Annotated in this window: 23 protein-coding genes; 9 read left to right on the top strand and 14 right to left on the bottom strand. The window is 65.6% G+C overall.

Annotated features, from left to right (window positions below):
• Positions 1-9: 9 nt before the first annotated feature.
• On the bottom strand, positions 10-1,536 hold the full coding sequence (locus tag RBT42_RS13070) for an NAD(P)/FAD-dependent oxidoreductase (protein ID WP_320365811.1): 1,527 nt from the start codon (positions 1,534-1,536) through the stop codon (positions 10-12).
• A gap of 196 nt (positions 1,537-1,732) precedes the next feature.
• Between RBT42_RS13070 and RBT42_RS13065 the strand changes: the two genes are divergently transcribed.
• From RBT42_RS13065 to RBT42_RS13045, 5 genes are all read left to right on the top strand, one after another.
• Positions 1,733-3,913, top strand: a complete 2,181-nt coding sequence (locus RBT42_RS13065) for a C1 family peptidase (RefSeq protein WP_320365809.1) — start codon at positions 1,733-1,735, stop codon at positions 3,911-3,913.
• A 34-nt stretch (positions 3,914-3,947) separates the two neighbouring features.
• Positions 3,948-4,088, top strand: coding sequence for a hypothetical protein (locus tag RBT42_RS13060; RefSeq protein WP_320365806.1), 141 nt, complete (start codon positions 3,948-3,950; stop codon positions 4,086-4,088).
• Between the two features lie 7 nt (positions 4,089-4,095).
• The gene (locus RBT42_RS13055; protein WP_320365804.1) at positions 4,096-4,434 is read left to right on the top strand and encodes a nucleotide pyrophosphohydrolase; all 339 of its coding nucleotides are present in this window, start codon (positions 4,096-4,098) and stop codon (positions 4,432-4,434) included.
• Complete coding sequence (locus RBT42_RS13050; protein WP_320365802.1) at positions 4,409-4,636, top strand: ATP-binding protein; 228 nt, start codon at positions 4,409-4,411, stop codon at positions 4,634-4,636. The genes RBT42_RS13055 and RBT42_RS13050 overlap by 26 nt, the downstream gene beginning before the upstream one ends.
• A 308-nt stretch (positions 4,637-4,944) precedes the next feature.
• Positions 4,945-6,798, top strand: coding sequence for a DEAD/DEAH box helicase (locus RBT42_RS13045; protein WP_320365800.1), 1,854 nt, complete (start codon positions 4,945-4,947; stop codon positions 6,796-6,798).
• Between the two features lie 35 nt (positions 6,799-6,833).
• On the opposite strand, the gene RBT42_RS13040 is transcribed toward RBT42_RS13045, so the two are convergent.
• From RBT42_RS13040 to RBT42_RS13030, 3 genes are read right to left on the bottom strand one after another with little or no spacing between them, the layout of a single operon-like run.
• A complete protein-coding gene (locus tag RBT42_RS13040) occupies positions 6,834-7,607 on the bottom strand; it encodes an HNH endonuclease (protein ID WP_320365799.1) in 774 nt (257 codons plus the stop codon).
• The gene (locus RBT42_RS13035; protein ID WP_320365797.1) at positions 7,604-8,527 is read right to left on the bottom strand and encodes a phosphorothioated DNA-binding restriction endonuclease; all 924 of its coding nucleotides are present in this window, start codon (positions 8,525-8,527) and stop codon (positions 7,604-7,606) included. Before RBT42_RS13035 ends, RBT42_RS13040 begins: the two co-directional genes overlap by 4 nt.
• Complete coding sequence (locus RBT42_RS13030) at positions 8,524-9,138, bottom strand: class I SAM-dependent methyltransferase (protein WP_320365795.1); 615 nt, start codon at positions 9,136-9,138, stop codon at positions 8,524-8,526. The genes RBT42_RS13035 and RBT42_RS13030 overlap by 4 nt, the downstream gene beginning before the upstream one ends.
• Between RBT42_RS13030 and RBT42_RS13025 the strand changes: the two genes are divergently transcribed.
• Complete coding sequence (locus RBT42_RS13025) at positions 9,137-9,817, top strand: hypothetical protein (protein WP_320365793.1); 681 nt, start codon at positions 9,137-9,139, stop codon at positions 9,815-9,817. The two genes, RBT42_RS13030 and RBT42_RS13025, sit on opposite strands and share 2 nt — an antisense overlap.
• Positions 9,805-10,011, top strand: a complete 207-nt coding sequence (locus tag RBT42_RS13020) for a hypothetical protein (protein ID WP_320365791.1) — start codon at positions 9,805-9,807, stop codon at positions 10,009-10,011. The genes RBT42_RS13025 and RBT42_RS13020 overlap by 13 nt, the downstream gene beginning before the upstream one ends.
• 19 nt (positions 10,012-10,030) lie before the next feature.
• Here RBT42_RS13020 and RBT42_RS13015 read toward each other — a convergent pair whose 3' ends face one another.
• The 9 genes from RBT42_RS13015 to RBT42_RS12975 form a co-directional block, all read right to left on the bottom strand.
• Entirely contained in the window at positions 10,031-10,393 is a 363-nt protein-coding gene (locus tag RBT42_RS13015) for a type II toxin-antitoxin system RelE/ParE family toxin (RefSeq protein WP_320365789.1), read from the bottom strand.
• Positions 10,393-10,644: a type II toxin-antitoxin system ParD family antitoxin gene (locus RBT42_RS13010; RefSeq protein WP_320365787.1), complete on the bottom strand. Its 252-nt coding sequence runs from the start codon at positions 10,642-10,644 to the stop codon at positions 10,393-10,395. Before RBT42_RS13010 ends, RBT42_RS13015 begins: the two co-directional genes overlap by 1 nt.
• Before the next feature lie 241 nt (positions 10,645-10,885).
• A complete protein-coding gene (locus tag RBT42_RS13005; protein WP_320365785.1) occupies positions 10,886-11,884 on the bottom strand; it encodes a hypothetical protein in 999 nt (332 codons plus the stop codon).
• A 9-nt stretch (positions 11,885-11,893) separates the two neighbouring features.
• Entirely contained in the window at positions 11,894-13,237 is a 1,344-nt protein-coding gene (locus RBT42_RS13000) for a ubiquitin-like protein (protein WP_320365783.1), read from the bottom strand.
• A 118-nt stretch (positions 13,238-13,355) separates the two neighbouring features.
• On the bottom strand, positions 13,356-14,744 hold the full coding sequence (locus tag RBT42_RS12995) for a TAXI family TRAP transporter solute-binding subunit (protein ID WP_320365782.1): 1,389 nt from the start codon (positions 14,742-14,744) through the stop codon (positions 13,356-13,358).
• Positions 14,708-15,871, bottom strand: a complete 1,164-nt coding sequence (locus RBT42_RS12990) for a Fic family protein (RefSeq protein WP_320365780.1) — start codon at positions 15,869-15,871, stop codon at positions 14,708-14,710. The genes RBT42_RS12995 and RBT42_RS12990 overlap by 37 nt, the downstream gene beginning before the upstream one ends.
• A 35-nt stretch (positions 15,872-15,906) precedes the next feature.
• Positions 15,907-17,094 (bottom strand): aminotransferase class I/II-fold pyridoxal phosphate-dependent enzyme, encoded by a 1,188-nt coding sequence (locus RBT42_RS12985; protein ID WP_320365778.1) that lies wholly within the window; start codon positions 17,092-17,094, stop codon positions 15,907-15,909.
• A gap of 52 nt (positions 17,095-17,146) precedes the next feature.
• Positions 17,147-17,653: a hypothetical protein gene (locus tag RBT42_RS12980; RefSeq protein WP_320365776.1), complete on the bottom strand. Its 507-nt coding sequence runs from the start codon at positions 17,651-17,653 to the stop codon at positions 17,147-17,149.
• A gap of 104 nt (positions 17,654-17,757) precedes the next feature.
• Positions 17,758-19,176, bottom strand: a complete 1,419-nt coding sequence (locus RBT42_RS12975) for a coniferyl aldehyde dehydrogenase (protein WP_320365774.1) — start codon at positions 19,174-19,176, stop codon at positions 17,758-17,760.
• 155 nt (positions 19,177-19,331) lie between these two features.
• Here RBT42_RS12975 and RBT42_RS12970 point away from each other — a divergent pair, with 155 nt between their 5' ends.
• Both RBT42_RS12970 and RBT42_RS12965 read left to right on the top strand, forming a co-directional pair.
• Entirely contained in the window at positions 19,332-20,972 is a 1,641-nt protein-coding gene (locus RBT42_RS12970) for an FAD-dependent oxidoreductase (protein WP_320365772.1), read from the top strand.
• 15 nt (positions 20,973-20,987) lie between these two features.
• Positions 20,988-22,643, top strand: a complete 1,656-nt coding sequence (locus RBT42_RS12965) for an acetolactate synthase large subunit (RefSeq protein WP_320365770.1) — start codon at positions 20,988-20,990, stop codon at positions 22,641-22,643.
• A 40-nt stretch (positions 22,644-22,683) separates the two neighbouring features.
• Here RBT42_RS12965 and RBT42_RS12960 read toward each other — a convergent pair whose 3' ends face one another.
• The gene (locus tag RBT42_RS12960; protein ID WP_320365768.1) at positions 22,684-23,142 is read right to left on the bottom strand and encodes a hypothetical protein; all 459 of its coding nucleotides are present in this window, start codon (positions 23,140-23,142) and stop codon (positions 22,684-22,686) included.
• Position 23,143 lies beyond the last annotated feature (1 nt).

Below are 23,143 nucleotides of genomic sequence, written 5' to 3'. Positions count from 1 at the left end.
TGCAGTGCGTCAGGCCGAAACGGCAACCTGGTTCGGGGCAGCCACAGGATGACGGGCGCGACCAGCCGTGTCAAACACCAAACAGGGGTCTTCGATGGGGCCGTGGCGCAACACCTGGGCGTCGTGGTTGGGGTCCATCGCCATCACCCAGGGGCCGCTGGTGCCCTGGCGCGGCAGGTGGCCCAGCGCGCGTTTCACATAGCCGGCACCAAAGTCGAGCAGCGGGCGGGTGGGCATGTCGGCTGAAGGCAGGCGCGGGCGCACCACGGTGTGGCCGTGCGCGTCCATGTAGGCCAGCAGGCGGCAGAAGTGCTCGCACAGCAGGCCCACCTTCAGCGTCCACGACGAGTTGGTGTAACCCACGATGAAGGCGAAGTTGGGCAGGTCGCTGAGCATCATGCCCTTGAAGGCCACCTTCTGGGACAGGTCCACCGCCTCGCCATCCACCGTGAGCGAGATGCCGCCAAACAGCTGCAGGTTCAGCCCCGTGGCGGTGACGATGATGTCGGCCGGCAGCTCCTGGCCCGACTTCAGGCGGATGCCACCCGCAGTGAAGGTGTCAATGTGGTCGGTGACCACCGAGGCCTTGCCCGCCTTGATGCTCTTGAACAGGTCGCCATCGGGCACGGCGCACAGACGCTGCTCCCACGGGTTGTAGGGCGGGTTGAAGTGCACGTCCACCGGGTAGTCCTTGGGCAGGGAGGCCTTGTTGACGAAGCGGATGATGCGGCGTGCCGCCTTGGGGTACTTCTGGCAGAAGCGCCAGATGCCGCGCTGCAGGCCGATGTTCTTGCGGCGGGCGAAGGCATAGGCCTTGTCGGCGGGTAGCAGCTTGCGCGCCAGGTTGGCGATCGGGTCCTTGGCGGGCAGCGTCATCACATAGGTGGGCGTGCGCTGCAGCATGGTCACATGCTGGGCCTCACGGGCCATCGACGGGATCAGAGTGACGGCGGTGGCGCCCGAGCCGATCACCACCACGCGCTTGCCGCGGTAGTTCAGGTCTTCGGGCCAGTGCTGCGGGTGGATCACCTGACCCTTGAACTGCTCGATGCCCTCGAAGCGCGGCGTGAAGCCCTGGTCGTAGCGGTAGTAGCCGGCGGCCGAGAACAGCCACTTGCAGCTCATCGTGTGGGTCTCGCCCGTGTCGGTGTGCTGCACGGTCACGGTCCAGCGGGTATCCGCGCTCGACCACGCGGCCGACACCACCTTGCGCTGGTAGCGGATGTGGCGGTCGATGCCGTTCTCAGACGCGGTCTCGCGCAGGTAGGCCAGGATGTCGGGGCCGTCGGCAATGGCCTTGTCGTTCACCCAGGGCTTGAACTCGTAGCCGAAGGTGTGCAGGTCGGAATCAGAGCGGATGCCGGGGTAGCGAAACAGGTCCCAGGTGCCGCCCGAAGTGGTGCGCGATTCGAGGATGACGAAGGACTTGCCGGGCTGGTCGCGCTGCAGGTAGTAGGCCGCGCCGATGCCGGACAGGCCCGCGCCAATGATCAGCACATCGGTGTGCTCGGGCGTGGGAAAGGGGGTGACTGACACGGCGGCTCCTTCAAACTGACATCAATTGATTTCAGATGTGAATGGTGTGGAGAAAGGCGGGCGGTGACAAGTAGGGGTTTCCGTGGCCCCCCTAGAGTGAGTGATGGGCACCTGGCGCCCGGTCGATACGATGAATCTCACAAAGTGAGAAGTGCGACCCGCACCCTCACGACAAAACACAGTGAGGAGATGGAACATGCCCACCCGGCAGCTTGTCATTGGCCAGCGCACCGTGTCGCTGGACGCCCGCCCCGACCGCCTGGACCTGCGCGACCGGCCCTACCAGCCCCCCTTGGGCAACCTGCCCGCGCAGTGGCCCTCCGACGCCGAGGTCAAGCAGTGGCTGCCCGCCTACGCCGCGGCCGGCCACCTGCTGGACCAGGGCTCGGAAGGCGCTTGCACCGGTTTCGGCCTGGCGGCGGTGATCAACTACCTGCTGTTCGTGCGGGAGATGGGATCGCCCCAGGTGGGCGGTGAGGCGCGCCGCGTGAGCGCCGCCATGCTCTACCAGCTGGCGCGCATGTACGACGAATGGCCCGGTGAGGACTACGAAGGCTCCAGCTGCCGCGGGGCGCTCAAAGGCTGGCAGCGCCACGGCGTGTGCCGCGAAGCCCTGTGGCCCTGTGCGCTCGACCGCAAGGGGCGGCGCGTGCCGGCCACCCCAGTGGAAGACCCCGAGCAGCCCGACGACCCCGACCGCAACTGGGACGTGGACGCACTGGCCTGCACGCTGGGCGTGTACTACCGGGTGGACATGCGCTCGGTGGTGGACCTGCAGGCCGCCATCCGCCAGAACGGCGCCGTGTACGTGTCGGCCACCGTGCACGAAGGCTGGGCCGTGCCCGCGCGCAAGACCCTGCGCGGCCATGCCGACCTGGTGCGCATCAAGCCCGTGGCCCAGCCCAAGGACGCGGGTGGCCACGCCTTTGCCCTGGTGGGCTACAACGAACAGGGCTTTGTGGTGCAGAACTCCTGGGGCCCGGGCTGGGGCTCGCACGGCTTTGCCCTGCTGCCCTATGAAGACTGGGTGATGCACGGCACCGACGCCTGGGTGTTCACGCTGGGCGTGCCCTCGCACCGCCGCACCTCGGGCAAGCAGCCGGTGTCGCGCTCGCCGCGCTTTCTGGTGCCCTTTGGTTCGGCGATGTCGGATGGGGCGCCCGACCGCCCTGCCGGCCTCATTGCCGGTGACGACGCCCTGACGCGCCGCTACCGCGACATCCAGAAACCCGAGCACCGCCCGCTCGACGCCGACCAGGCCTACCGGCACACCATCGTGCTGGACCGTGGCTTTCCGGTGCGCAACGACATCACCGCCGAGAACGCCATCACCGCGCTGGAGGCGGCCACCCTGCACCGCCCGCTGGCCTGGTTGAAGGCGCGCGGCAGCGCCAAGCTCATGATCTACGCCCACGGCGGCCTCAACAGCGAAAGCGACGCCATCAGCCGCATCCGCGTCATGGCGCCCTATGCCCTGGCGAACGGCATCTACCCGCTGTTCATCAGCTGGCGCACTGGCGCGCTTGAAACCGTGTCTGACCTGGCCGAAGAATGCGCCGCCAAGTTTGGCCTGGGCGTGCGCGGCGTGGCGCCAGCCAAAGGCTGGCTCGACCGCATCACCGAAGGTACCGACCGCATGCTCGAACCCGTGCTGCGCGCCCCAGGCGGTGCCCTGTGGGGGCAGATGAAGCTCAATGCCATGCGCGCCAGCGAAGACACGCAAGGCGGCGTGCGCCGGATGGTGCCGCACCTGCGGGCCCTGCAGGCCCAACTGCCCGGGCTGGAGATTCACCTGATGGGCCACTCGGCCGGCAGCATCGTGCTCGGCTCCATGCTCAAGCAGATGGGCAAGGCCGGCCTGAAGGCCGCCAGCACCCGCCTGTTTGCGCCCGCCTGCACCACGCGCTTTGCGCTCGACCACTACGTGCCTGCCATCCAGAAAGGCGTGCTGGCCGCCCGCGACTTCCACATCCACGTCTTGTCGGATCAGAACGAGCGGGACGATGCCGTGGGACCCTACCGCAAGTCCCTGCTCTACCTGGTGAGCCGCTCGTTCGAGGACACGCACAAGATGCCGCTGCTGGGCATGGCGCGTTGCTTCGAGGCGGCCTCGGTGGCGCCCGATGCGGCCGACGACATGTGGGCCCGCGACCGTGTGGCAGACGTGGCCCAGTGGCAAACCTTCTGGGATGGCCTGGGCGTGGGTGCCACCAACCTGCAGGTCCTGCGCGAGCGCCGCGTGGCCAACGGTGCGGGCTCCGAGGCGGCCTCGCACGGCTGCTTCGACAACTCGGTGGACATCATCGGGCGGGCCCTGGGCTACATCGTCGACCCGGTCAAGCAGCCCAAGGTGCGCATCGAGCGCCTGGCCGTCTGACACCCCGGCGAGCGCCGCCATTAAGATGCCGTCCATGAAGTTCACCTACCTTTTCGGCATCATCCTCGCCAGCAGTGCGCTGGCGCTGTTCTCCACCCACCGCGGCCTGCGCACCATCGCCGCTGCGGTGTCGGGCGCGTGCGCCATCTGGGGCCTGGCCAAGCTGCTGGGCTGAGCCGCCCATGAGCGACAGCCTTGCGCAACTGGCCCAGGCCCTGCAACGCTTTGCAGCGGAGCGGGACTGGGGCCAGTTTCATGCGCCCAAGAACCTCGCCTCGGCCCTGGTGGTGGAAGCCGCCGAGCTGCTGGAGCCCTTCCAGTGGCTGACCGAGGCGCAAAGCCGCGACCTGCCGCCGGACACCAAGGAAGCCGTGGCCCAGGAAATGGCCGACGTGCTGCTGTACCTGGTGCAGCTGAGCACCGCGCTGGACGTGGACCTGATTGACGCCGCGCAGCGCAAGATGGTGATCAATGCGCGCAAGTATCCGGCTCCCGATGGCGCATCCCAAGGCCCTGCCTGAGATCGACCCCGAGCGCTGCACCGGCTGCGGCCGCTGCGTGGCCGTGTGCGAACCCAAGGTGCTGTGGCTGGAAACCGATGGACCGAACGGCTGGGGCCGTAAGCGCTCGGTGCTGCACGACGAGAGCGGCTGCACGGTGTGCGTGCAGTGCGTGATCGTGTGCCCGTTTGATGCGATCAGGATGGTGAAGACCACGGCCTGAGGCTGGCGCTGCGGTGCGATGTGAGCGCATCGTCCGCAAATGCCAGCGCCGCGACCGGTATTTGCACCGTGAATGCGTGGAATGCCCCTACAACCGTAATGAATTCCGTTACGCTTGGATACGTCAGGCCAAACCTCGGTGGAAAGTAGGCCCGCCTGACGCCAGGGAGCCGCAGCAGTGATCCTGTATCAGGTTAGCAAGAGACTATTCGCTGAGAAAGCCTTTCGGTTTGAGCTGCCGCATGCGTCTTGCTTTGCTGCCAGTGGGAGTTCCCATGCTTCTCTGTTCATGCAGACGGAGGATGAGACATGGCAGTATTGATTCCGGCATTGAGTACATGCAGTGCGCGCATGACTGGCGGTGAGCGTCGTCTGGCGCAGCGCCTGGAGCAAAAGCTCGAAGATGACTATTTGCTCTGGTATGACGTGCCAGTGGGTCCCAAACAGTCACATCCCGATTTTGTCGTGCTGCACCCCCGGCGTGGGTTGTTAATCCTAGAGGTGAAGGACTGGAGGCTGGAAACCATTCATGCTGCCACCCGGCAGTATTTTGAGATCGTGCCTGACGGGCAACTCAAGGTGGTCATCAATCCGCTGGCGCAGGCACGACACTGCGCTATCCAAGTGGTCAACGCGCTTGAGCGTGATCCCCAACTGGTTCAAGGTCCAGGGTTGTACGCAGGTAAGTTGGCCTTTCCATGGGGTTATGGGGTGGTGCTTGCGAACATCACTCGCAATCAGTTTGAAGCCTCGGGTTTGAATGAGGCCATCGAGTCACATCTGGTCATTTGTAAGGACGAGATGACCGAAACCGTCGACGACGAGGTGTTTCAGCGGCGGTTGTGGGACATGTTTCCTCATGCATTTCGCGGTGCGCTTTCGATGCCCCAACTTGATCGGGTTCGCTGGATCATGTTTCCAGAGGTGCGAGTGCAAACGCAAGGCGCACTGTTTGACGATCGAGATGAGGAAACCGAGCTGCCAAGTGTGATGCGGGTGATGGATCTCCAGCAAGAGCAATTGGCCCGTAGCTTGGGTGACGGTCATCGCGTGATTCATGGGGTGGCCGGATCGGGTAAGACCATGATCCTAGGTTACCGGGCCGAGTACCTGGCGAAGGCAAACGCCTCCGGTAAGCCCATCCTGGTGTTGTGCTTCAACGAGCCGTTGGCCGTGAAGTTGGATGCGATGTACAAGGCCAAGGGCATTGCAGAGCGTGTGCATGCCATCCACTTCCATCGCTGGTGCTACCGTCAACTGACAACCTTTGGTCAGACGTTGCCTCCGCAAGGCAAAGAGTTCTTTGACCACATGGTTGAAGCAGTGATCCGCGCGGTGGATCGCAAACAGATTCCGTCTGGCCAGTATCAGGCGATACTCATCGACGAAGGACACGATTTCCGGCCCGAATGGCTCAAGCTGGTCACACAGATGGTGGACCCCAGTACCAACAGCCTGCTGCTCTTGTATGACGATGCCCAGAGCATCTACGAACGCAGCCGTTCACGCCAATTCAGTTTCAAAAGCGTGGGCATCCAAGCGCAAGGACGCACCACGATTCTGAAAATCAACTATCGCAATACGAAGCAGATTCTGCAAACTGCCAGCTTGATTGCTGCCGACTTGCTCACGCCAGAAGACAGAGATGAAGATGGCATCCCACTGGTCAAGCCCATCGGGTGTGGGCGTGATGGCGACGAGCCCATCATGGTTCGTCTGCCTACACTGCGTGATGAGGCCACGCGCATTGCAGAGCTGCTGAGAGAGGCCCACGACAGCGACGGCTATGCATGGGGTGATATGGCTGTGCTGTGTCATGACTACACCGTCATGAACGTGTGTGCACAGGTACTTTCGCGCATGCGCTTGCCCCATCAAGTTCGCAAAGCTACAGGGGATTTCAAGCCTGAGCGAGACGTGATTCGAGTGATGACGATGAAGGTTAGCAAGGGCCTAGAGTTTCCTGTGGTGGCCATTCCTGGCCTGGGCAGAATGCCAATCCCGGGAGAAGACGAGAAGGAAGAAGCGAGACTGTTCTATGTGGCAGCTACGCGCGCGACACACAAACTGATTGTGACGGCTAGCGGTGATGGGATTTTTGGAAAGAAGCTATGCGGGATCGACGAAGGCACTCTTGTCAGTTCCCCTCAACAAGTTAACTGATCGCGCGTTAGTCTTACTGGCTCATGCGATGAGCTTCAGATGAATCCAAACCGCTTTCCATGCCATGCGAGGAATTCAGCCTTCGGTTTGAATCGCTCTGGCAGATCTATCAGGTGTTGATCAAACTTCAAAAGACTATCGGCGATGAACCTGTCAGCACTTCTTCGATGAAGGCTCGGAGAAACCAGCACGCGATATTCAGGTGTCACGGTGATCAGCCCCAAATCAAATGCTTTGTCATGCAGTGCTGACAGGCACAAGCCGTTCTGCGGATTCAGCCGATTCTCTTTGTCTTCGCTCCAAGGCACGATGTGACTAGCGACGAGCAGTCGCTCGTCTGCCAGTCCGGTGATGCAGCACTTGTTGTTGTAGCTGCTCAGTACAGCTCGCCGGAAGACGTGCTGGTTTTTTCGCACTTGCACAATGGCTGCTCTCGTTTGGCCTTCCGCAAAATCGGGCAGAGGGTTTGAGTCCGCATCATCTATGGCGACCAGATCAGTCTGATCAGTGATTCGCTCGAATGCTGTAGCGGCTTGTGTGGCCGTCACGTCCCAGTGGGACTGGAGTTCCGCCCACACTGAGCGGTCCAGCCTCGAAGCGCCAGCCAGGCCTTTTCGTCCGCTTCCGGTGATCTGCGGGTCCAGACTGGCGAGATTGACCAACTTCATCGCCACGGAACTGGGCGTTCGGCCCATGTGCTGCGCCAAAGATTGAATCTCGGGATTTCGCTGATGGAGTTGACCAAAGCTCAACTGCGTGTAGAGGTGCAGTGCGGCCAGTACCTCATCGCGTGTCCAATCTCGCCTCACGCCTCTCTCCCGGGTTTCTTGAACACTTCCTTCTCATGCCAGTGCAAGAACTCAGCCCTCGGGTAGTAGTCCTTGCTCTGCGGCAGGATGATGCCCGCACCATGAAAGCCGAGCAGCATCTTGCGTGAGGCCTCGCCAGACACCGCGTGCTGGCTGAACACCATGCTGTACGTGTCGGGCAGGATGGTGAAGGCGCCCAGGTCGAACACCTTGTGATGCAGGGCGCACAGGGCCAGTCCGTTGGCTTCGATGTCGGGGCCCTTGGCCTGGAACCACTTGATGTGCGCAGCCTCCAGGCCTGCTGTGATGTTGCCGATGCGCAGGTCGAAGCCGCACACGCAGCAGCGGTATTCGTAGGCGCGCAGCACACGCTCACGGAAGCGGGGATCTCGGCGCGGGGACTGCCGGTCGCTCTCAGTGGTCTCTCCCGTGCGTGGTGTGCTCAGGTCCAGCCCAATGGCAGACAGGATGTCGCCGTGCAGAGTCTCGGGAAAGTGGGCGTCCAGCAGTTGATGCGCTAGTTGGGCACGCAATGCGGGATCACTTCGCAGCGCTGCGTCCACTTCGGGCGCAAAGCCACCAGCGATGTGCAATCTGCGTAGTTCGGTGAGATTGGGCGTGGCGCCCGCGGGCCGGTTGAGAAAGTCTGCCGAACCTTCGAGTTGCCAGATGCCATCGGTGGCCAGATGCCAGAAGGGATAGTGACGAGAGTTGGGTGCGCTGCTTGGACCGAACTCGGCCAGCAGGTTCTTGAAAGGGCCTTCGATGTCTTCGAAGGTGACTATGCGGGGCGCATCTTGTGCGGTGCGTGCCAGCGCCAGCAGGATCAGTAGCGGCTTGTGGACGGCGCGCTGTTCTCCGCGCTGAAAAACGCGGATGCGTTCAAAGGCTTTGAGGACGTCCTGGCTGTGAAGGGTCATCGCTTGGCGGGCTGTCGGTGCACCAAGGCATTCAACCACGTTTGGGCTTGGCCCGGCCGTTGGTCCGTGCTCAACCAGGTGTCCACGCGCGACACATCGGGCAATGGACCCAGCCATTCGGACAGGCGTTGCTCGTCGGCGTCCGTGAAAGCCCTTCCTGCGTCGTCCACCCGCTCACCCTGCCCCAGCTTGTAGCTGGCGTAGATCACGCCATCGGGTTGGAGTGCTTGCCACAGTCGTGCCCAGGCCTGGGCTTGTTCGTGTGCAGGCACATGCAAGAGGCTGGCGCAGGCCCAGATGGCATCGAAGCGGGCGGTGTCGTCCAATTCCTGAAAACGCATCACTTTGACGGGGATGCCGGTGTGCTGTGATGCCAGTTGTGCGAGTTCAGGGCTGGCGTCGAAGGCTTCGACCGCATAGCCTCGTTGCAGAAAGGCCAGCGCATCACGTCCTGAGCCACAGCCCGCATCTAGGATGAGTCCACCTGCGGGCACATGCGGCAGAAAGCGTGCGTACAACGGGGCCATGTCCACGGCGCGTGTGAATGCGGCGTAGGCCTGGGCGTGCTGGCCGTAGTAGCTGGGACTCACTGCGTGGATGCGTGGCTTCATGGCAGTATTGTGTGTGCCCTTGGCCGGCCATGTGGCGGGCTACACGGCTGACGCCGTGGGCGTGGTGGGCCGGGCGGCCGGCAGCGTGGGGGCGTCGGCGCAAAAGGTGGCACCCGCCGTGGGCAGTGCCACGGCCAGCGCGGTGAGCGGGGTGCTGGGCACGGTGTCGGGCGCAGTGGACACCGTTGCCATCACCGAGCGCGATTTTGAGGTGCTGCGCCAGCGTTTGCAGAAGGCGAGCGCGGAGGTGCGAGCGCGTTCACAGCGTCGCATGGCGGCCATCGAGCTGGCGCAGCGCGAGTGTCGTCCCAAGGATTTGCTGGACTTGCTGGTGGTGGGCGGGGTGACGCTGGCCGACATGGTGGCCAACCCGGCGATGGTGCCTGAGGAGGTCGAGCGCGCGTTCGCGCTGGCTTATCCGGGCCTGGCTGCGCAGGGTGAAGGTTTCGCGGATGCGGCGCAGCGGATGTCGGCCGACGAGCTGATGGGCCTGGTCAGTGGTGTGAAGGGCAAGCTGTTCGAGATGGAGCTGGTGTCGCATCTGAACGATGGCAACCTGCCCGAGGGCCTGCATGCGCAGTTGGCGGGTTCGGCCACGCAGCCGGGGCATGACATCGAGATCGTGGACGCGGGTGGCCAGACGGTGGAGCTGTTGCAGGCCAAGGCGTGGTGGATGTGACGGGGGCTGCTGCGAAGACGGTGCTGGTGGCGACCAACACCTGGTGGTTGGGCCTGGCGGTGGGTGTGGGCTCGAACTGGCTGGCCACGAATGGGGGCAACAAGCGCCAGCGTTATGAAACCTTGCGGCGTACGGTGGCGGTGTTGGAGAAGCGGGTCGTCGAAGCTTCTGCGAGGCCGGTGGTGGCAGGCTGAGTGGTCTGTGAGGCAGCGCTCAAGGCGCGCTGCGATACGGGGCCTCAGGCTCGTGTGCCGAAAGTGGCCCTTCGGAGGCCAGAATCGCCAGGACATCCTGTCGCTCACCCAGCAAGCGGATGATGTCCAGATGGTCGTCACGCTCGATGTAGAACCACATCAACGGAAAACCTGCCACACGCCATGAGCGCAGGGTGGGGGCGCCGATCTGCTGGCCCAGTGTGGGTGAGCCGATGCTGGGCTGGCGCTCCAGCAAGTCCAAGGCGAGTTCGGTGGCCAGCACCAGTGTTTCAGCAACGCGGGTGCCAGCGACGTCGCGGTAGTGTCTGATCTCAGCCAGGCGGTCTTGTTTGGCCTGTGGACGGAGTCCAGCCGGTTTCATCAAGGGCGCTCACCGCGTGCGATCGCTCGCAACTCAGTCAGCTCGGCTTCAGTGCGGGCCTCGGCAGGGCCGGATGCCAGACCTTCTTCGATCAGGCCGCGAAGGCGCCGGATGGCTTGCGCCTCCTGATCCTTGCGGATCAGGTCGCGGATGTACTCGCTGGTGTTGCCATAGTGCCCAGACGCGACGCGCGCGTCGATGTAGTGGCGCATGGTTTCAGGCAGCGCAAAGCTCATGGTGTTTCTGCTCATGAGGGGATGTTGCCGGGTGTCATAACTGTTGTCAAGGCGATGGCGCAAGGGTCATCCCCAGCAAGTTCTGCAAGGTCACGTTCTTCCCCGATCAAGAATATTTTTGGCTTGGCCAGCACGTCACGCAGGAACGCGCCGCAGGTCCAACAAGCGCTGATGCACAGGGCCAGGAGCAGGTCTTTCGATCAAGAGCCATCGCGGGCCTGGGGCCCGACGTCCGCAAGTCTCTGTTGGATCAAGATCAGGTCGCGAGTGCCAGTTGGCCTTGGGCCACCTGCCGAAGCTGGTGTGCCAGCCCGACATCGGCGCCGGCATCCACCTCACACGCCTGGATAAGGGCCTGTAACACCTGCCGATGGTGCGCGATCAATCCATCGAACAGGTCATGTCCACGGGCTGTGGGCAAGCCATGCTCGGCCATCAGGCGCACAAATATCTCGCGGGGCTGGGTGGGTGCATCCTGGTCGGCCAGCGCCACAAAAGACAGGTGGATTTCTCCAGGGTGGGTGGTGATGCGGGGCCATGAGGCCCCCTGCCGGTGCTCGACCTGCCCGTCGTCCCGGCCAATGCGCAGCATCCCCAGGCCCGGCAGCTCGATGGTGACGGCACACGACAGCACCACTCGGCATGGGCTGGCAAAGTGGTAGTTGAAGAAGAAGTGAAAACCATCCATCCGACGCCGATAGCAGGCCCAGACTTCGTCGGTGAAGCGGCCCGTCAGGCCGATGCCTTGGTTCACCACATAAGGCGCCCCGTCAGGGGCATGGTTGATGAGTTCCAGCACGGGCATGAGTCGTGAGTGGCCATTGACCCCGATCTGCCGGCTGATGCAATGGGTCTCAAAAGCTTGCTCCGGTGTGGGGGGCTGGTGCGTGGCCGCACGGCCCCCCAGCAGTGACAAAAAGTGCCGCAGGGCCTCTGGCAAGGCTTGCCATTGCCGGTGCTGGCGCACGCTGCGCGCCAGACCAGCAGCGCCCCAGCCCAGTTCACGCTGGTAGGCTTCATGAAAACACACCAGATCGGGGCTTAGCCCGGCCTGCGGCCTCACTTGCACGTGCCCCTGTCGGGTCAGTCGCAGATCCTTTGGGGCTATCAGCAGGTGGGCGGGCGTGAACACCCGAACGGGTTGGCTTGGATCGACCACGAACAGGCCCCACCCGTGGGGCCCCTGGCGCAGTTGTACGTTGTCGGCCACGCCCCCCAAGGCTCGATACTGGCTCAGCAGTTCGATCGCGCTCATTCCGCGCGCTCAGAAGGCCACGGACACACCCGCGCGCAGGGCCTGTGATCGGTAACGCTCAGAACCATGAAGATGCACATACTGTAGCTGCGCCATCACGGCCGACCCGGCGTGGAAGCGCAGGCCCACGGTGGCCGACCACTGCTCACGGGGCACGCCCTGCATCGCCAGGGTCGCATCCATGGGGTCATCTGACGCATCGGCGTAGTGCACGGGCTGCTTCAAATCACCTTGGTGGTGGCGACCGTACTGCAGGTCCACAGATGGCCTCAGTATGCCGCTGGCCACGGGCAGATCGGTGAACAGCTTCATGCCCAGCGATGCCGACCGGCTGCTGAAGCGGCTGCGCTCATACGCCACCGCCAGCGCTGACCCGGTCTCGGTGCTGGCCCCCAGGGTGGTCTCGCTGGCCGAAGCCTGCAAATGCGGCTGCCACCCCAGCGCACCCCACTGGAGGGTCTGGCTGAGCTGAATGGCTGCCACGTTGACTTGGCCCGATCGACGCGCTGTCAGCATCACATCGGACATCCGCTGGCTCTTGAACGCCATCTCGCCATGGCCCACCAGGGCGTCAAGCTGCCACCGACCGGGCTCGCCGTGGCGCACATAGGCCATCACTGTGGTCTGGCGTGCCTGGAGCTGCGAGCCCTGCGCGTCGGTGTCTGTGCGGTCACGCCCATGGCCTAGGGCCAGACCCACGCGCCAAGGCCGGCCCCAGGCACTCACAGGGCGGTCTAGTCCCCAGGTCAGGCCCTGCGTGTGAAACCCTGGATCACGCCCGTCCGCCCGCGTGCGCCCGTGCTCGACGCTGCCGGCCACCCAGCTGCCTGTGCTATCTGGCGTGGCCTCCAGCCGCTCCCACACATGGCTGAGTTGCGTCATCGTGAAGCGATGGCTGACCTGAACCTGCGCGGTTAGCAACTGCCGAACGGACTGGCTGTCAGGCAATGGTTCGCGCGATGTGGTGCGCAGCACCAGGTGCAGGGTCGATTCCTTCTGAATGTTGTAGTCGGACAGCGTGCGCCCGTCCTCCAACTGCTTGCCCGCAAAGATCAGCCGCTGTTGGTCCGGCGGGATGCCCTCCTTGTCCTGGATCTTCTGCTTGACGTTTTCGATCGAATCGTTTGCCTCGACCTCCAGCGCAATGGTTTTGCCTGTCAAGGTCCTTACGAAGATCTGCATGGCCATGGCGGCCGTGGACGACAAGGACAGACAGGCCAGCAACAGCAACCGGATCAGCGTGTGATGCCCGGATTTGAGCTGCGCGGGGCGCGCAGCCTCGGCATGTGTTACCGAGCGGAAGGTGAACCCTGCCGCGGTAGAAGTGATCTCAAGAGGGTCGCGTTCGGTCATGTCAAGCCTGAGGATTGATTGAGGGCCGCCGCCCTGAGGATATCTTGATGCTCACCCCAGGCACGTTCGCCGCGTGCGATCGCGCGCAACTCACGTCTTGTCAGGTGCTCGCTGTTGGTCATCGCTGTGCGTCCGTTGTGGGGGTTGCCCCCTGCCGCGCCAACAAGCGCCGCCGCGTCTTCTCGATGTTGCTGCGCAAGGCATACAGCTCATCCGCATGGGCCAGCGGCACGGTGATCTGGCTGGCCACGCGGTCGAGCTCATCGAGTTCGTTGAGCAATGTGGTGGTGTCGGCCTCGCCGGTGTCCATGCGGGCTTCGACGGCGCGCAGGCGGGCGTACCAGCGGAACACGCGCTGGCGCACGCGGTAGGTGTAGAGCGGGGGCACGACGCGTGACAGGGGCAGCAGCAGCACGATCAAGCCGCCGATGACCAGCCACATGCGTTCGAGCAGGTTGCTGGCCCAGAACGGCAGGTAGCGTTGCCAGAACGGGGGCGTGCCGTTGATGGCGCGGTCGCCTTCGGGGCTGACGGGCAGTTCGCTGGTGCGGGTGTTGGGGAAGTCGCGCGCGCCGTTGAACCAGCCTGCCCCGCCGTGGATCTGCTGGGCGGCCTGTGCGAACAGTTGGCGCAAGGCTGGGTGGGTGTCTTCGTGGGTGATGAGGGCGGTGGTGGCGGCCAGCAGGCCGATGTCGTCGGGCGGCAGGTCGCGGGCGATGTCGACCATGCCGCGCGGCAGCGTGACGGTTTGCAGGAAGGGGAAGCGCCGCGAGAGGGCGTCGGCCTGAGGCAGGTCGGCCAAGGCGATGCCGGGTTGCAGCAGCAGGCGCTGCACCACCGGTGACTCCGGCGCGGTGACGAGCACCATCGCGTCGAGTTGGCCGGCTTGCAGGGCTTGGGCGGCGGCCTCGGGCGCGAGGGCGCTGGTGCGCAGGTCAGCGGGGCTCAGGCCATTGGCTTCGAGCAGGCGCTGCATCAGCGAGGGCGAACTGTTGCCCGCCGGGTCGATGTTGACGCGCAGGCCGCGCAGCTGGGTGAGCGAGGTCAGGCGGGTGTCGGGGGCGGAGCGCTGGAGTGCGTCGGGGCGGTAGAAGAGCCACAGCGGCTCGTAAAACAGGGCGCCGAGCGACATGATGCCGGCACTGGCATCCTGGGCCGGATCGTCGCTGCCGCCGCGCACAAAGGCCACATCGGCCCGCCCTTCGCGCAGGGCGTGCAGATTGCTGGCGGGCCCTTCGGTGGCGAGCAGTTTGACCTGGATGCCGTCGCGCGCCAGGGCCTGGGCGTAGCGTTGACCGAAGGCGTCGTAGGCGCTGCCGACCGGGCCGGTGGCCAGGGTGACGGTGCGCGGGGGCTGGGGGTCGAGCCACCAGTAGGCGGCGGTCAGCAGGCCCACGGCCAGCACCAGCACCGGGCCCGCCGAGGCCAGCATGTCGCGCAAGGACAGCAGCCACAGGTGCAGGGCTTCTTTCAGGTGACGGGCGAAGGAGGTGTGGGTGTCGGGCATGGATTGGACTGTACAAGCAGCTCGTAGCTGGTGCTTCGGCCACCCGACTGTGAGCGCTGTAGCACGCCCAGGGCGACGAGCTCGTTGATGTCGCGCAGGGCGGTGTCGGTGGAGCACTTGGCGAGCGCCGCCCACTTGCTGCTGGTCAGCTTGCCTTCAAAGCCGTCGAGCAGGCGGTTGAGCACTTTCACCTGTCGTTCATTGAGCGAGGCGCCGCTCACGTGTTGCCAGAAGCGGGCTTTGTGCAGCACGCTGTCCACGCTGCGGTGAGCGTGGGCCACGGCCTGGTCGAGCATGTGCAGGAACCACCGCAGCCATTCGGTCACGTCCAGGTTGCCCTTTTGGGCGCGCTCCAGGATGTCGTAGTAGGCCTTGCGCTCGCGCTGGATTTGCGCCGACAGGCTGTAGAAACGTTGGGGACTGCCGTCGGCGCGTGCCAGCATCAGGTCGCCGATGGCGCGCGCGATGCGGCCGTTGCCGTCGTCAAAGGGGTGGAGGGTGACGAACCAGAGGTGGGCCAGGCCGGCACGGATCAGGGCGGGCTCGGTGGGCGCGGATGCGTTGGCCCAGGTGAGAAAGCGGGCCATCTCGTCTGGCAGATGTGCGGCGGGTGGGGCCTGGTAATGCACGCGCTGGCGCCCAAGTGGGCCGGACACGACTTGCATGGGGCCGTGGTGGTCATCGCGCCAGGCGCCCGTGGTGATGCGGCTGAGCCCCGCATAACCGGTGGGGAACAATGCGGCGTGCCAGCCGAACAGGCGCTCGTCAGACAGGGCAGCGGTGCTGTGGGCTGTGGCGTCGAGCACCATGTCCACCACGCCTTCGACGTGACGGTCGACCGGAGCCAGCGCGCCAATGTCCACACCCAGGCGGCGTGCGATGGACGAGCGCACCGAGGCGGCGTTGAGGTGTTCGCCTTCGATTTCGCTGGTTTTGAGCACATCTTCAGTGAGGGCCGCGAGGCCGGCCTGGTCGCGCAGCCCTAGGCCGACATCGGCCAGCCGGCCCAGCAGCAAACCCTGAGCACGGCTGACCGCTGCCAAGGGCTCTGCCAGCGCCGACAGGTCGTAACGCCAGTTGGGCCAGTCAGGCGACTGCCAGATGTAGGTGTAATCGCCGCAAATCATGCGGTGATTATGCGGCGGATTCGCCGCAAGAGGAGTCAGGTCTGTCTTGGCTTCAGCCCGGCCACAAACGCCGCCAGGCGTGCCAAGCCTTCCTGCAAGTCCTCACGCGAGGCTGCGTACGACAGGCGCACGTGGGTGCCACCGCTGCTGGGGCCGAAGTCGTGGCCGGGTGTCAGGGCGACGCGGGCCTCTCGCAGGGCGCGTTGGCAGAACTGCATGGAGTCGAGCCCGGTGTGGCTGACGTCGATGTAGACATAGAAGGCGCCATCGGGCTGCACCGGCACAGGCAGGCCGGCGTGGGCCAGTCCCTCTAGGACCAGGGTGCGTCGGCCGGCGAATTCGGCGCGGCGGGCTTCGCACACGGCCAGGGCCTCGGGCGTGAAGCAGGCCAGTGCGGCCAGCTGGGCGGGGGTGGAGGCGCAGATGTAGTAGTTCTGCGCCAGGCGCTCCAGCAACGGTACCAAGGCTTCGGGCACCACGGCCCAGCCCAGGCGCCAGCCGGTCATGCCGAAGTACTTCGAGAAGCTGTTGATGACGATGGCCTCGGGGTCCACGGCCAGCACGGTTTGGGCAGGGCGGCCCTGGGCGTCGGCATCGCTGAGGTTGAGGTAGATCTCGTCGATGAGGCGCCAGGCGCCGTGGCGTTTGGCCCAGTCGCAGATGGCGGCCAGCTCGGCGGCGGGCACCGAGGTGCCGGTGGGGTTGGACGGCGTGGCCAACATCAGGCCTTGGGTGCGGGCTGACCAGTGGCGTTGCACGGCGGCCAGGTCGAGCTGAAAGCGCGAGGCGGCATCGGTGGGCACCAGGCGGACGTTGGCGCCAAAGCCGCTGAGGAACTGGCGGTTGCAGGGGTAGGACGGATCGCCCACCAGCACCTCGTCACCGGGGTCGACCAGGGCGGCCGTGACCAGCAGCAGCGCGGCCGAGGCGCCGGCCGTGACGACGATGCGCTCGGGTGAAACCGTGATGCCGTGTTGGGACTGGTAGAAGCCGGCGATGGCTTCGCGCAAGGCGGGCAGGCCCAGCGCGCCGGTGTAGGGCAAGGCGGCCTGGCTGGCGACGCGCTGCAGTTCGGCCAGCACAGTGGGCGGCGCGCCGAAATCCGGCTCACCGAGGTTGAGCTTGATGACGCGGTGGCCGGCGGCTTCGAGTTCGGCGGCGTGCTTGCCGAACTCCATGGCCAGGAACGGGGTGATGGACTGGGCGCGTTGAGAGACCTTCATGGCAGGGAGTGTGCCACTGGCACCCTCCCCTTGCCACGCCGCGCAGCCAGGATCAGTTCAGCGTGGAGCGCCCGTTCTTGGGCAGATAACGCCCGCCTTCGCGCACGGCACGGGACATGTGCCGCTCGGTCACGCCGATGCCCTGCAGGAAGGCGTCACGCACCTCCAGCACGGTGTCGACCTGGCTCTCCGGGGCTTCGATGAGGTAGCCCTGGATGCGTTCGAGCTCTTCGATCTGGCTTTCGCTGAAGGTGGGGCGCACCCAGGCGGGCAGCACGGTGCAGGGCGTGAAGCCCCAGGCGCTGGGTTCGTCGTACACGTTCTGGGCGCGCAGCACCTTGTCCAGCGTGTGCAGCATGCGGCGATCGGCCTCACGGGCCACGCCGTGTTCGGCCACCTGGGCGCCGACCAGGCGGGGCTCGGCCGCGTCGATCACGACCTGGCAGAGCACCGGCTTGCCATGCGCATACATGGGGTGGCGCCAGTGGCCGACGTACAGCCGGGCCGGGGCGACCCATTGATCGCTGTCTGAAGAGAGGTTGCCGAAATGGTGGTTCATGCGTCATCCTCCTTGTGAGCGCCTGACAGTTCAGGCCGCTTGATTACATCATGCAGAAACTGGGCCAGTTTGGCTGCGGGCTTGTGACAGGGATGTGAGTTTTCTCACCCTCCCAGCATTTTTTCGATGTGGGCCTGGGCGGTGGCGTAGGGGGCGCGCAGGCGCAGGTTGTACTCGCCCCCCGGGCTTTGCACCACCACGGCCTTGGCGTGGCTGAAGCGGCGGAAACCATGGATGCCGTGGTACGCGCCGGTGCCCGAGGGGCCGACGCCACCGAAAGGCACGCTTTCGATGGACGCATGGGTCATCACGTCGTTGACCACCAGGGCGCCCGAGGTGGTGAGGTCGGCAAAGCGTTGCTGACGGGCCGGGTCCTGGCCGAAGTAGTAGGCGGCCAGGGGACGGGGGTGGTCGTTGATGTAGGCCAGGGCCTCGTCGGGCTGGGCGTAGGTCTGGATCGGCAGGATGGGACCGAAGATTTCTTCCTGCATCACGCGCATGGCGTCGGTGGCGCCGAGCACCAGGGTCGGCGCCATTTTGCGGGTGACGGCATCGGCGTGCGGCTCGCCAGCAGGCTGGAGTTCCACCACGGTGGCGCCTTGCGCGCGGGCGTCGTCCAGCAGGGCTTGCAGACGCTGGAAGTGGCGCTCGCTGATGATGGCGGTGTAGTCGGGGTTGGCGTGCAGCGTGGGGAAGACGCGCGACACGAAGGCGCGGGCGTGGGCCACGAAGTCGTCTTGCGCGCTGGCGGGCAGCAGCACGTAGTCGGGCGCGATGCAGATCTGGCCGGCGTTGAAGGTCTTGACGGTGAGCACGCGCTCGGCGGTGGTCTGCACGTCGGCATCGGTGTCGACCAGCACGGGCGACTTGCCGCCCAGCTCCAGCGTGACCGGCACGAGGTTTTCGGCGGCGGCGCGCATGACTTGGCGCCCGATGTTGGTGCCGCCCGTGAAGATGAGGTGGTCAAAGGCCTGGCCGCTGAAGGCGGCGCCCACGCTGGCATCGCCCAGCACGGTGCCGATTTCCATCGGGTCGAAGTAGCGGGCGAACAGCTCGGCCAGCAGCTCGGCGGTGCGCGGGGTGAGTTCGGAGGGCTTGATGAGGGCGCGGTTGCCGGCGGCCAGCACCCCGGCCAGCGGGCTGAAGGCCAGGTTGATGGGGAAGTTCCAGGGGCTGATGATGCCGACCACGCCCAGGGGCTGGTACTGGATGCGGGCCTGCATGCCGGGCGCCGGAGCGGGTTGCTCTTCGGGCTGCATCCAGGTGCTGAGGTGCTCGCGGGCGTGGCGCAGCGCACCCAGGGAGGACATGATGTCGGCGGCCAGGGTCTGGTAGGCGCTGCGGTGGCCGAAGTCGGCGTTGACGGCGGCGACCAGCTCGCGGTGATGGGTGCTCAGCAGCGTCATGGCGCGGCTGAGGCGGTCCTGACGGAGCTCGGCGCTGGCGGGGCCGTCCTGGATGTGGGCGCGCTTCATGGCGGCGACGGTGGCGGCCAGGTTCGTGGCGGTGACAGGGGTGCTCAAGGTCATGTCTCCAGGGGGCGATGGGGAAGGTTTTGTGACGCAGGTTTAACACAGCCTGCTACGCCGTGTGCGAGACGGGGCTTAGCGCAAGCCCCGGGTGACCGCGGCCCTGTGCGCGGGCATGATGGGCGCCACCTTACAAATGAGCGATGTGGATGTCGGCACCTGTGCAATCGAAGTCGGATGTGTTGGTGGTGGGCGGCGGCCTGGCCGGGATCGTGACCGCGCTGGAGTGCCTGCGCGCCGGCCAGCATGTGACCCTGGTGGACCGGGACACGCCCGAGCGCCTGGGCGGGCTGGCGCTGTGGGCCTTTGGTGGCATGGCCCTGGTGGGCACGCCCCTGCAGGCCCGCATGAAGATTGCCGACACGCCCGAGCGCGCCCTGCAGGACTGGTTGCGCTTTGGCGAGCTGGACGAGGCCGACGTGTGGCCGCGGCGCTGGGCCGAGCACTACGTGCAGCATTCGCGCACCGAGGTGTACGACTGGCTGCTGGCGCATGGGCTGAAGTTCATGCCGGCGGTGAACTGGGTGGAGCGAGGGCGCTTTGGTGAGGGCAACAGCGTGCCGCGCTACCACGTGCTGTGGGGCACCTCGCGCGAGCTGACGCGCTGCATGATCGCTGCGATGAAGGGTGCTGAGCCGGGTGGGCGTTTGCAGGTGCTGAGTCGCCACCGTGTGACCCAGCTGGAGCGCACGGCTGGGGCCTTGTCGGGCGCCGTGATGGTGAACGAGGCCACCGGGGCCGAGGTGCGCGTGCAGGCGCCGGTGGTGGTGTTGGCGATGGGCGGCCTCAATGGCTCACATGATGAGACCGTGGCGAACTGGCCCGCGCATCGCCCTCGTCCGGCGCGCATGCTCAATGGGGCGCACCCCTTTGCCGATGGCAAGCTGCACCACCTGGTGGCCGATGCCTTGGGCGGTCAGATCATCCACGCGGGGGAGATGTGGAACTACGCCGCCGGCATCCCGCACCCGCAGCCGCATTTCGAGGGGCATGGCCTGTCGCTGATTCCGTGCAAGTCGGCGCTGTGGCTGGACCACACCGGCCGCCGCATCGGACCTGAGCCACTGGTGACAGGCTTTGACACCCATGAGCTGTGCCAGCGTGTGGCCGCGCAGGCTCAGCCCTACACCTGGCAGTTGCTGAACTGGCGCATTGCCTCGAAAGAGCTCGCCATTTCGGGCGCCGAGCACAACCCGCGCATTCGCGACAAGCAGTTGCTGCGCTTTGTGTTTGAGCTGCTGACCAGCAACGACCGCCTGGTGCGGCAGATGCAGCGGGAGAGCCCGCACCTCCTGGTTGACGACACGCTGCAGGGTCTGGCCCGCCAGATGAATGGGCTGACCCAGACTTTGTACGGCACGCAGGGCGTGGACGCCGCTGTGCTGCAGGCCACCGCCGACGCCTTTGACGCCAACTTTGCGCATGGCCGCCAGCTGCACAACGACGATCAGATCCGCCGCGTGCTGCATGCGCGCCAATGGGGGCCGGACAAGCTGCGCACCTGCGCACCCGTGCCGCTGCAGATGAAGGGGGCGGGGCCGTTCGTGGCCATCCACATGCAGCTGATCACGCGCAAGAGCCTGGGCGGCCTGCAGACCGATCTGCAAAGCCGGGTGCTCGATGCACAGGGCCAGCCTGTGTCCGGTCTGTATTGCGTGGGCGAAGCCGCGGGGTTTGGCGGCGGCGGGGCCAATGGCAAGCGCTCGCTGGAAGGCACGTTCTTGCCTGGCTGTATCTTGACGGCACGTGCAGCGGCTCATTCGGTGAGCCAAGGCCGTGCACTGAAGTGAACCGAGGAGATTTTCATGCCCAATGGCGCACAGGCCTTGATGCAAACGCTGGCAGATGCCGGCGTGAGCGTCTGTTTCAGCAACCCCGGTACCTCGGAGATGCACTTTGTGGCCGCACTGGACCACGAGCCGCGCATGCGCGCCGTGCTGACGCTGTTCGAAGGTGTGGCCACGGGCGCGGCCGATGGCTATGCCCGCATGGCCGACAAGCCGGCCGCCACGTTGCTGCACCTGGGCTGCGGCCTGGGCAATGGCCTGGCCAACCTGCACAACGCGCGCAAGGGCCGTGTGCCGGTCGTCAACATCGTGGGGGACCATGCGACCCACCACGTGCAGTACGACGCGCAGCTGCAGTCCGACATCGAGACGGTGGCGCGCAATGTGTCGAAGTGGGTGCGCACCTCACAGAGCACGGCGGCGTTGTGCCAAGACACGGTGGAGGCCGTGGCCGCATCGATGGGCCCGCCTGGGCAGGTCGCCACGCTCATCTTGCCGGCCGATGTGTCGTGGAGCGAGGGCGGCGTGCCGGCCCCCATGCCGACACTGACGGTGCCTCCGGTGGCCGACGATGCGGTGGTCGAGACCATTGCGAAGGCCCTGCAAGGCGGTGGCAAGACCGCCTTGTTGCTGGGCGCGCGTGCCCTGCGTGAGCCGGCCCTGATGGCGGCTGCGCGCATTGCCGCGCAAACCGGAGCCAAGCTGTATGCCGAGGTGTTCCCCACCCGCATCGAGCGCGGTGCCGGCCTGCCCCATGTGGAGCGCATTGCCTATCTGGCCGAACTGGCCTCGACCCAGTTGGCGGGTTTGAAGCACCTGGTGCTGGTGGACGCCAAGTCGCCCGTGTCCTTTTTCGCCTACCCCGGCAAGGCCAGCGACCTGGTGCCCGAGGGCTGCACGGTGCACCACCTGGCCACCTTCGAGCAAGATGCCCTGGGCAGCCTGGAGAAATTGGTGGTGCAACTGGGTGCGCAAGCCGCCACGCCCGAGCTGCAAGCCCCCCTGCGCCCTGAGTTGCCCAGTGGCGAGCTGAGCGCGGAAAAGGTGTGCCAGACCATTGGCGCCCTGCTGCCCGAGCACGCCATCATCGTGGACGAGGCGCAGACCTCGGGCGTGAAGCTGCCGAGCGCCACGCGCGGTGCCCCTCGCCACGACGTGATCACCTTGACCGGCGGCGCCATTGGTCAGGGGCTGCCCAATGCCGTGGGGGCGGCCATTGCCTGCCCGGATCGCCCGGTGCTGGCGCTGGTGGGCGATGGCTCTGCCATGTACACGGTCCAGGCCTTGTGGACCATGGCGCGCGAACAGCTCAACGTCACGAGCGTCATCTTCAACAACAAGTCCTACGCCATCTTGAACATGGAGCTGCAGCGGGTGGGCGCCACCGGCAAGGGCGACAAGGCCCGCTCACAGCTCGACATTGGCAACCCCGGCCTGGACTTCGTGCAGCTGGCGCAGGGCATGGGCGTGCAGGCCGTGCGCGCCACCACGGCCGAGGAGCTCATCCGTGCGCTGGAGAACGCCCTGCGTACGCCGGGGCCGCACCTGATCGAGGCGGTGGTGCCCAATGCCTATACCGGGCTGAAGCTGAAGGTGCTGCCCCATGTGCTCAATGCGCTGGGCAGTTTGCCGCAGCCGTTGGCGCAGGCGATCAAGCGCAAGGTGGCGCCCTGAGCGCGTGACATCGCCGCCGAAAGGCGCCGGGGCTCGGTGCTCAGCACGCCACCAGCGGGGCCGCGGCCCGAGTGGACGCGGGCTGCACACGTGCCCGAGACCGCCACACCGGACGTGGCAGATGCCAGTGGTCGGCCATGCTGTGGACCAGGGTCTGCTCGTCTGGGGCGATGTGGTGATCGGACTCGACCAGCGTGGCGCACAGATCGAGCAGGATCAGGCGCAGGCCGGTGTCATCGATCTCGTCGAGCATGGCGTGCCAGCCGGAGGTGGGCAGGGCTTGCGCGCCCTGCCAGGGCATCTCGGCGTGGGTGCGCAGGTCATCGCACAGCTGCTGCGTCACCAACATGAAGTGCGGGTGACTCAGGTCGAGGCGGTGCGGGATGTCGTGGCGTTTGAGGGCGTCCATCTCATCGCGGCTGACATGGCAGTCAGCCAGCAGGACCATGCTCACGATGCGGGCGGCGGATTCGGGGCTGTTGCGACGGTAGTTGCGCATG

The sequence above is a fragment of the Aquabacterium sp. genome (assembly GCF_034003525.1).
Lineage (GTDB): Bacteria > Pseudomonadota > Gammaproteobacteria > Burkholderiales > Burkholderiaceae_C > Aquabacterium.
This window is presented reverse-complemented; position numbering and strand designations above follow the sequence as displayed.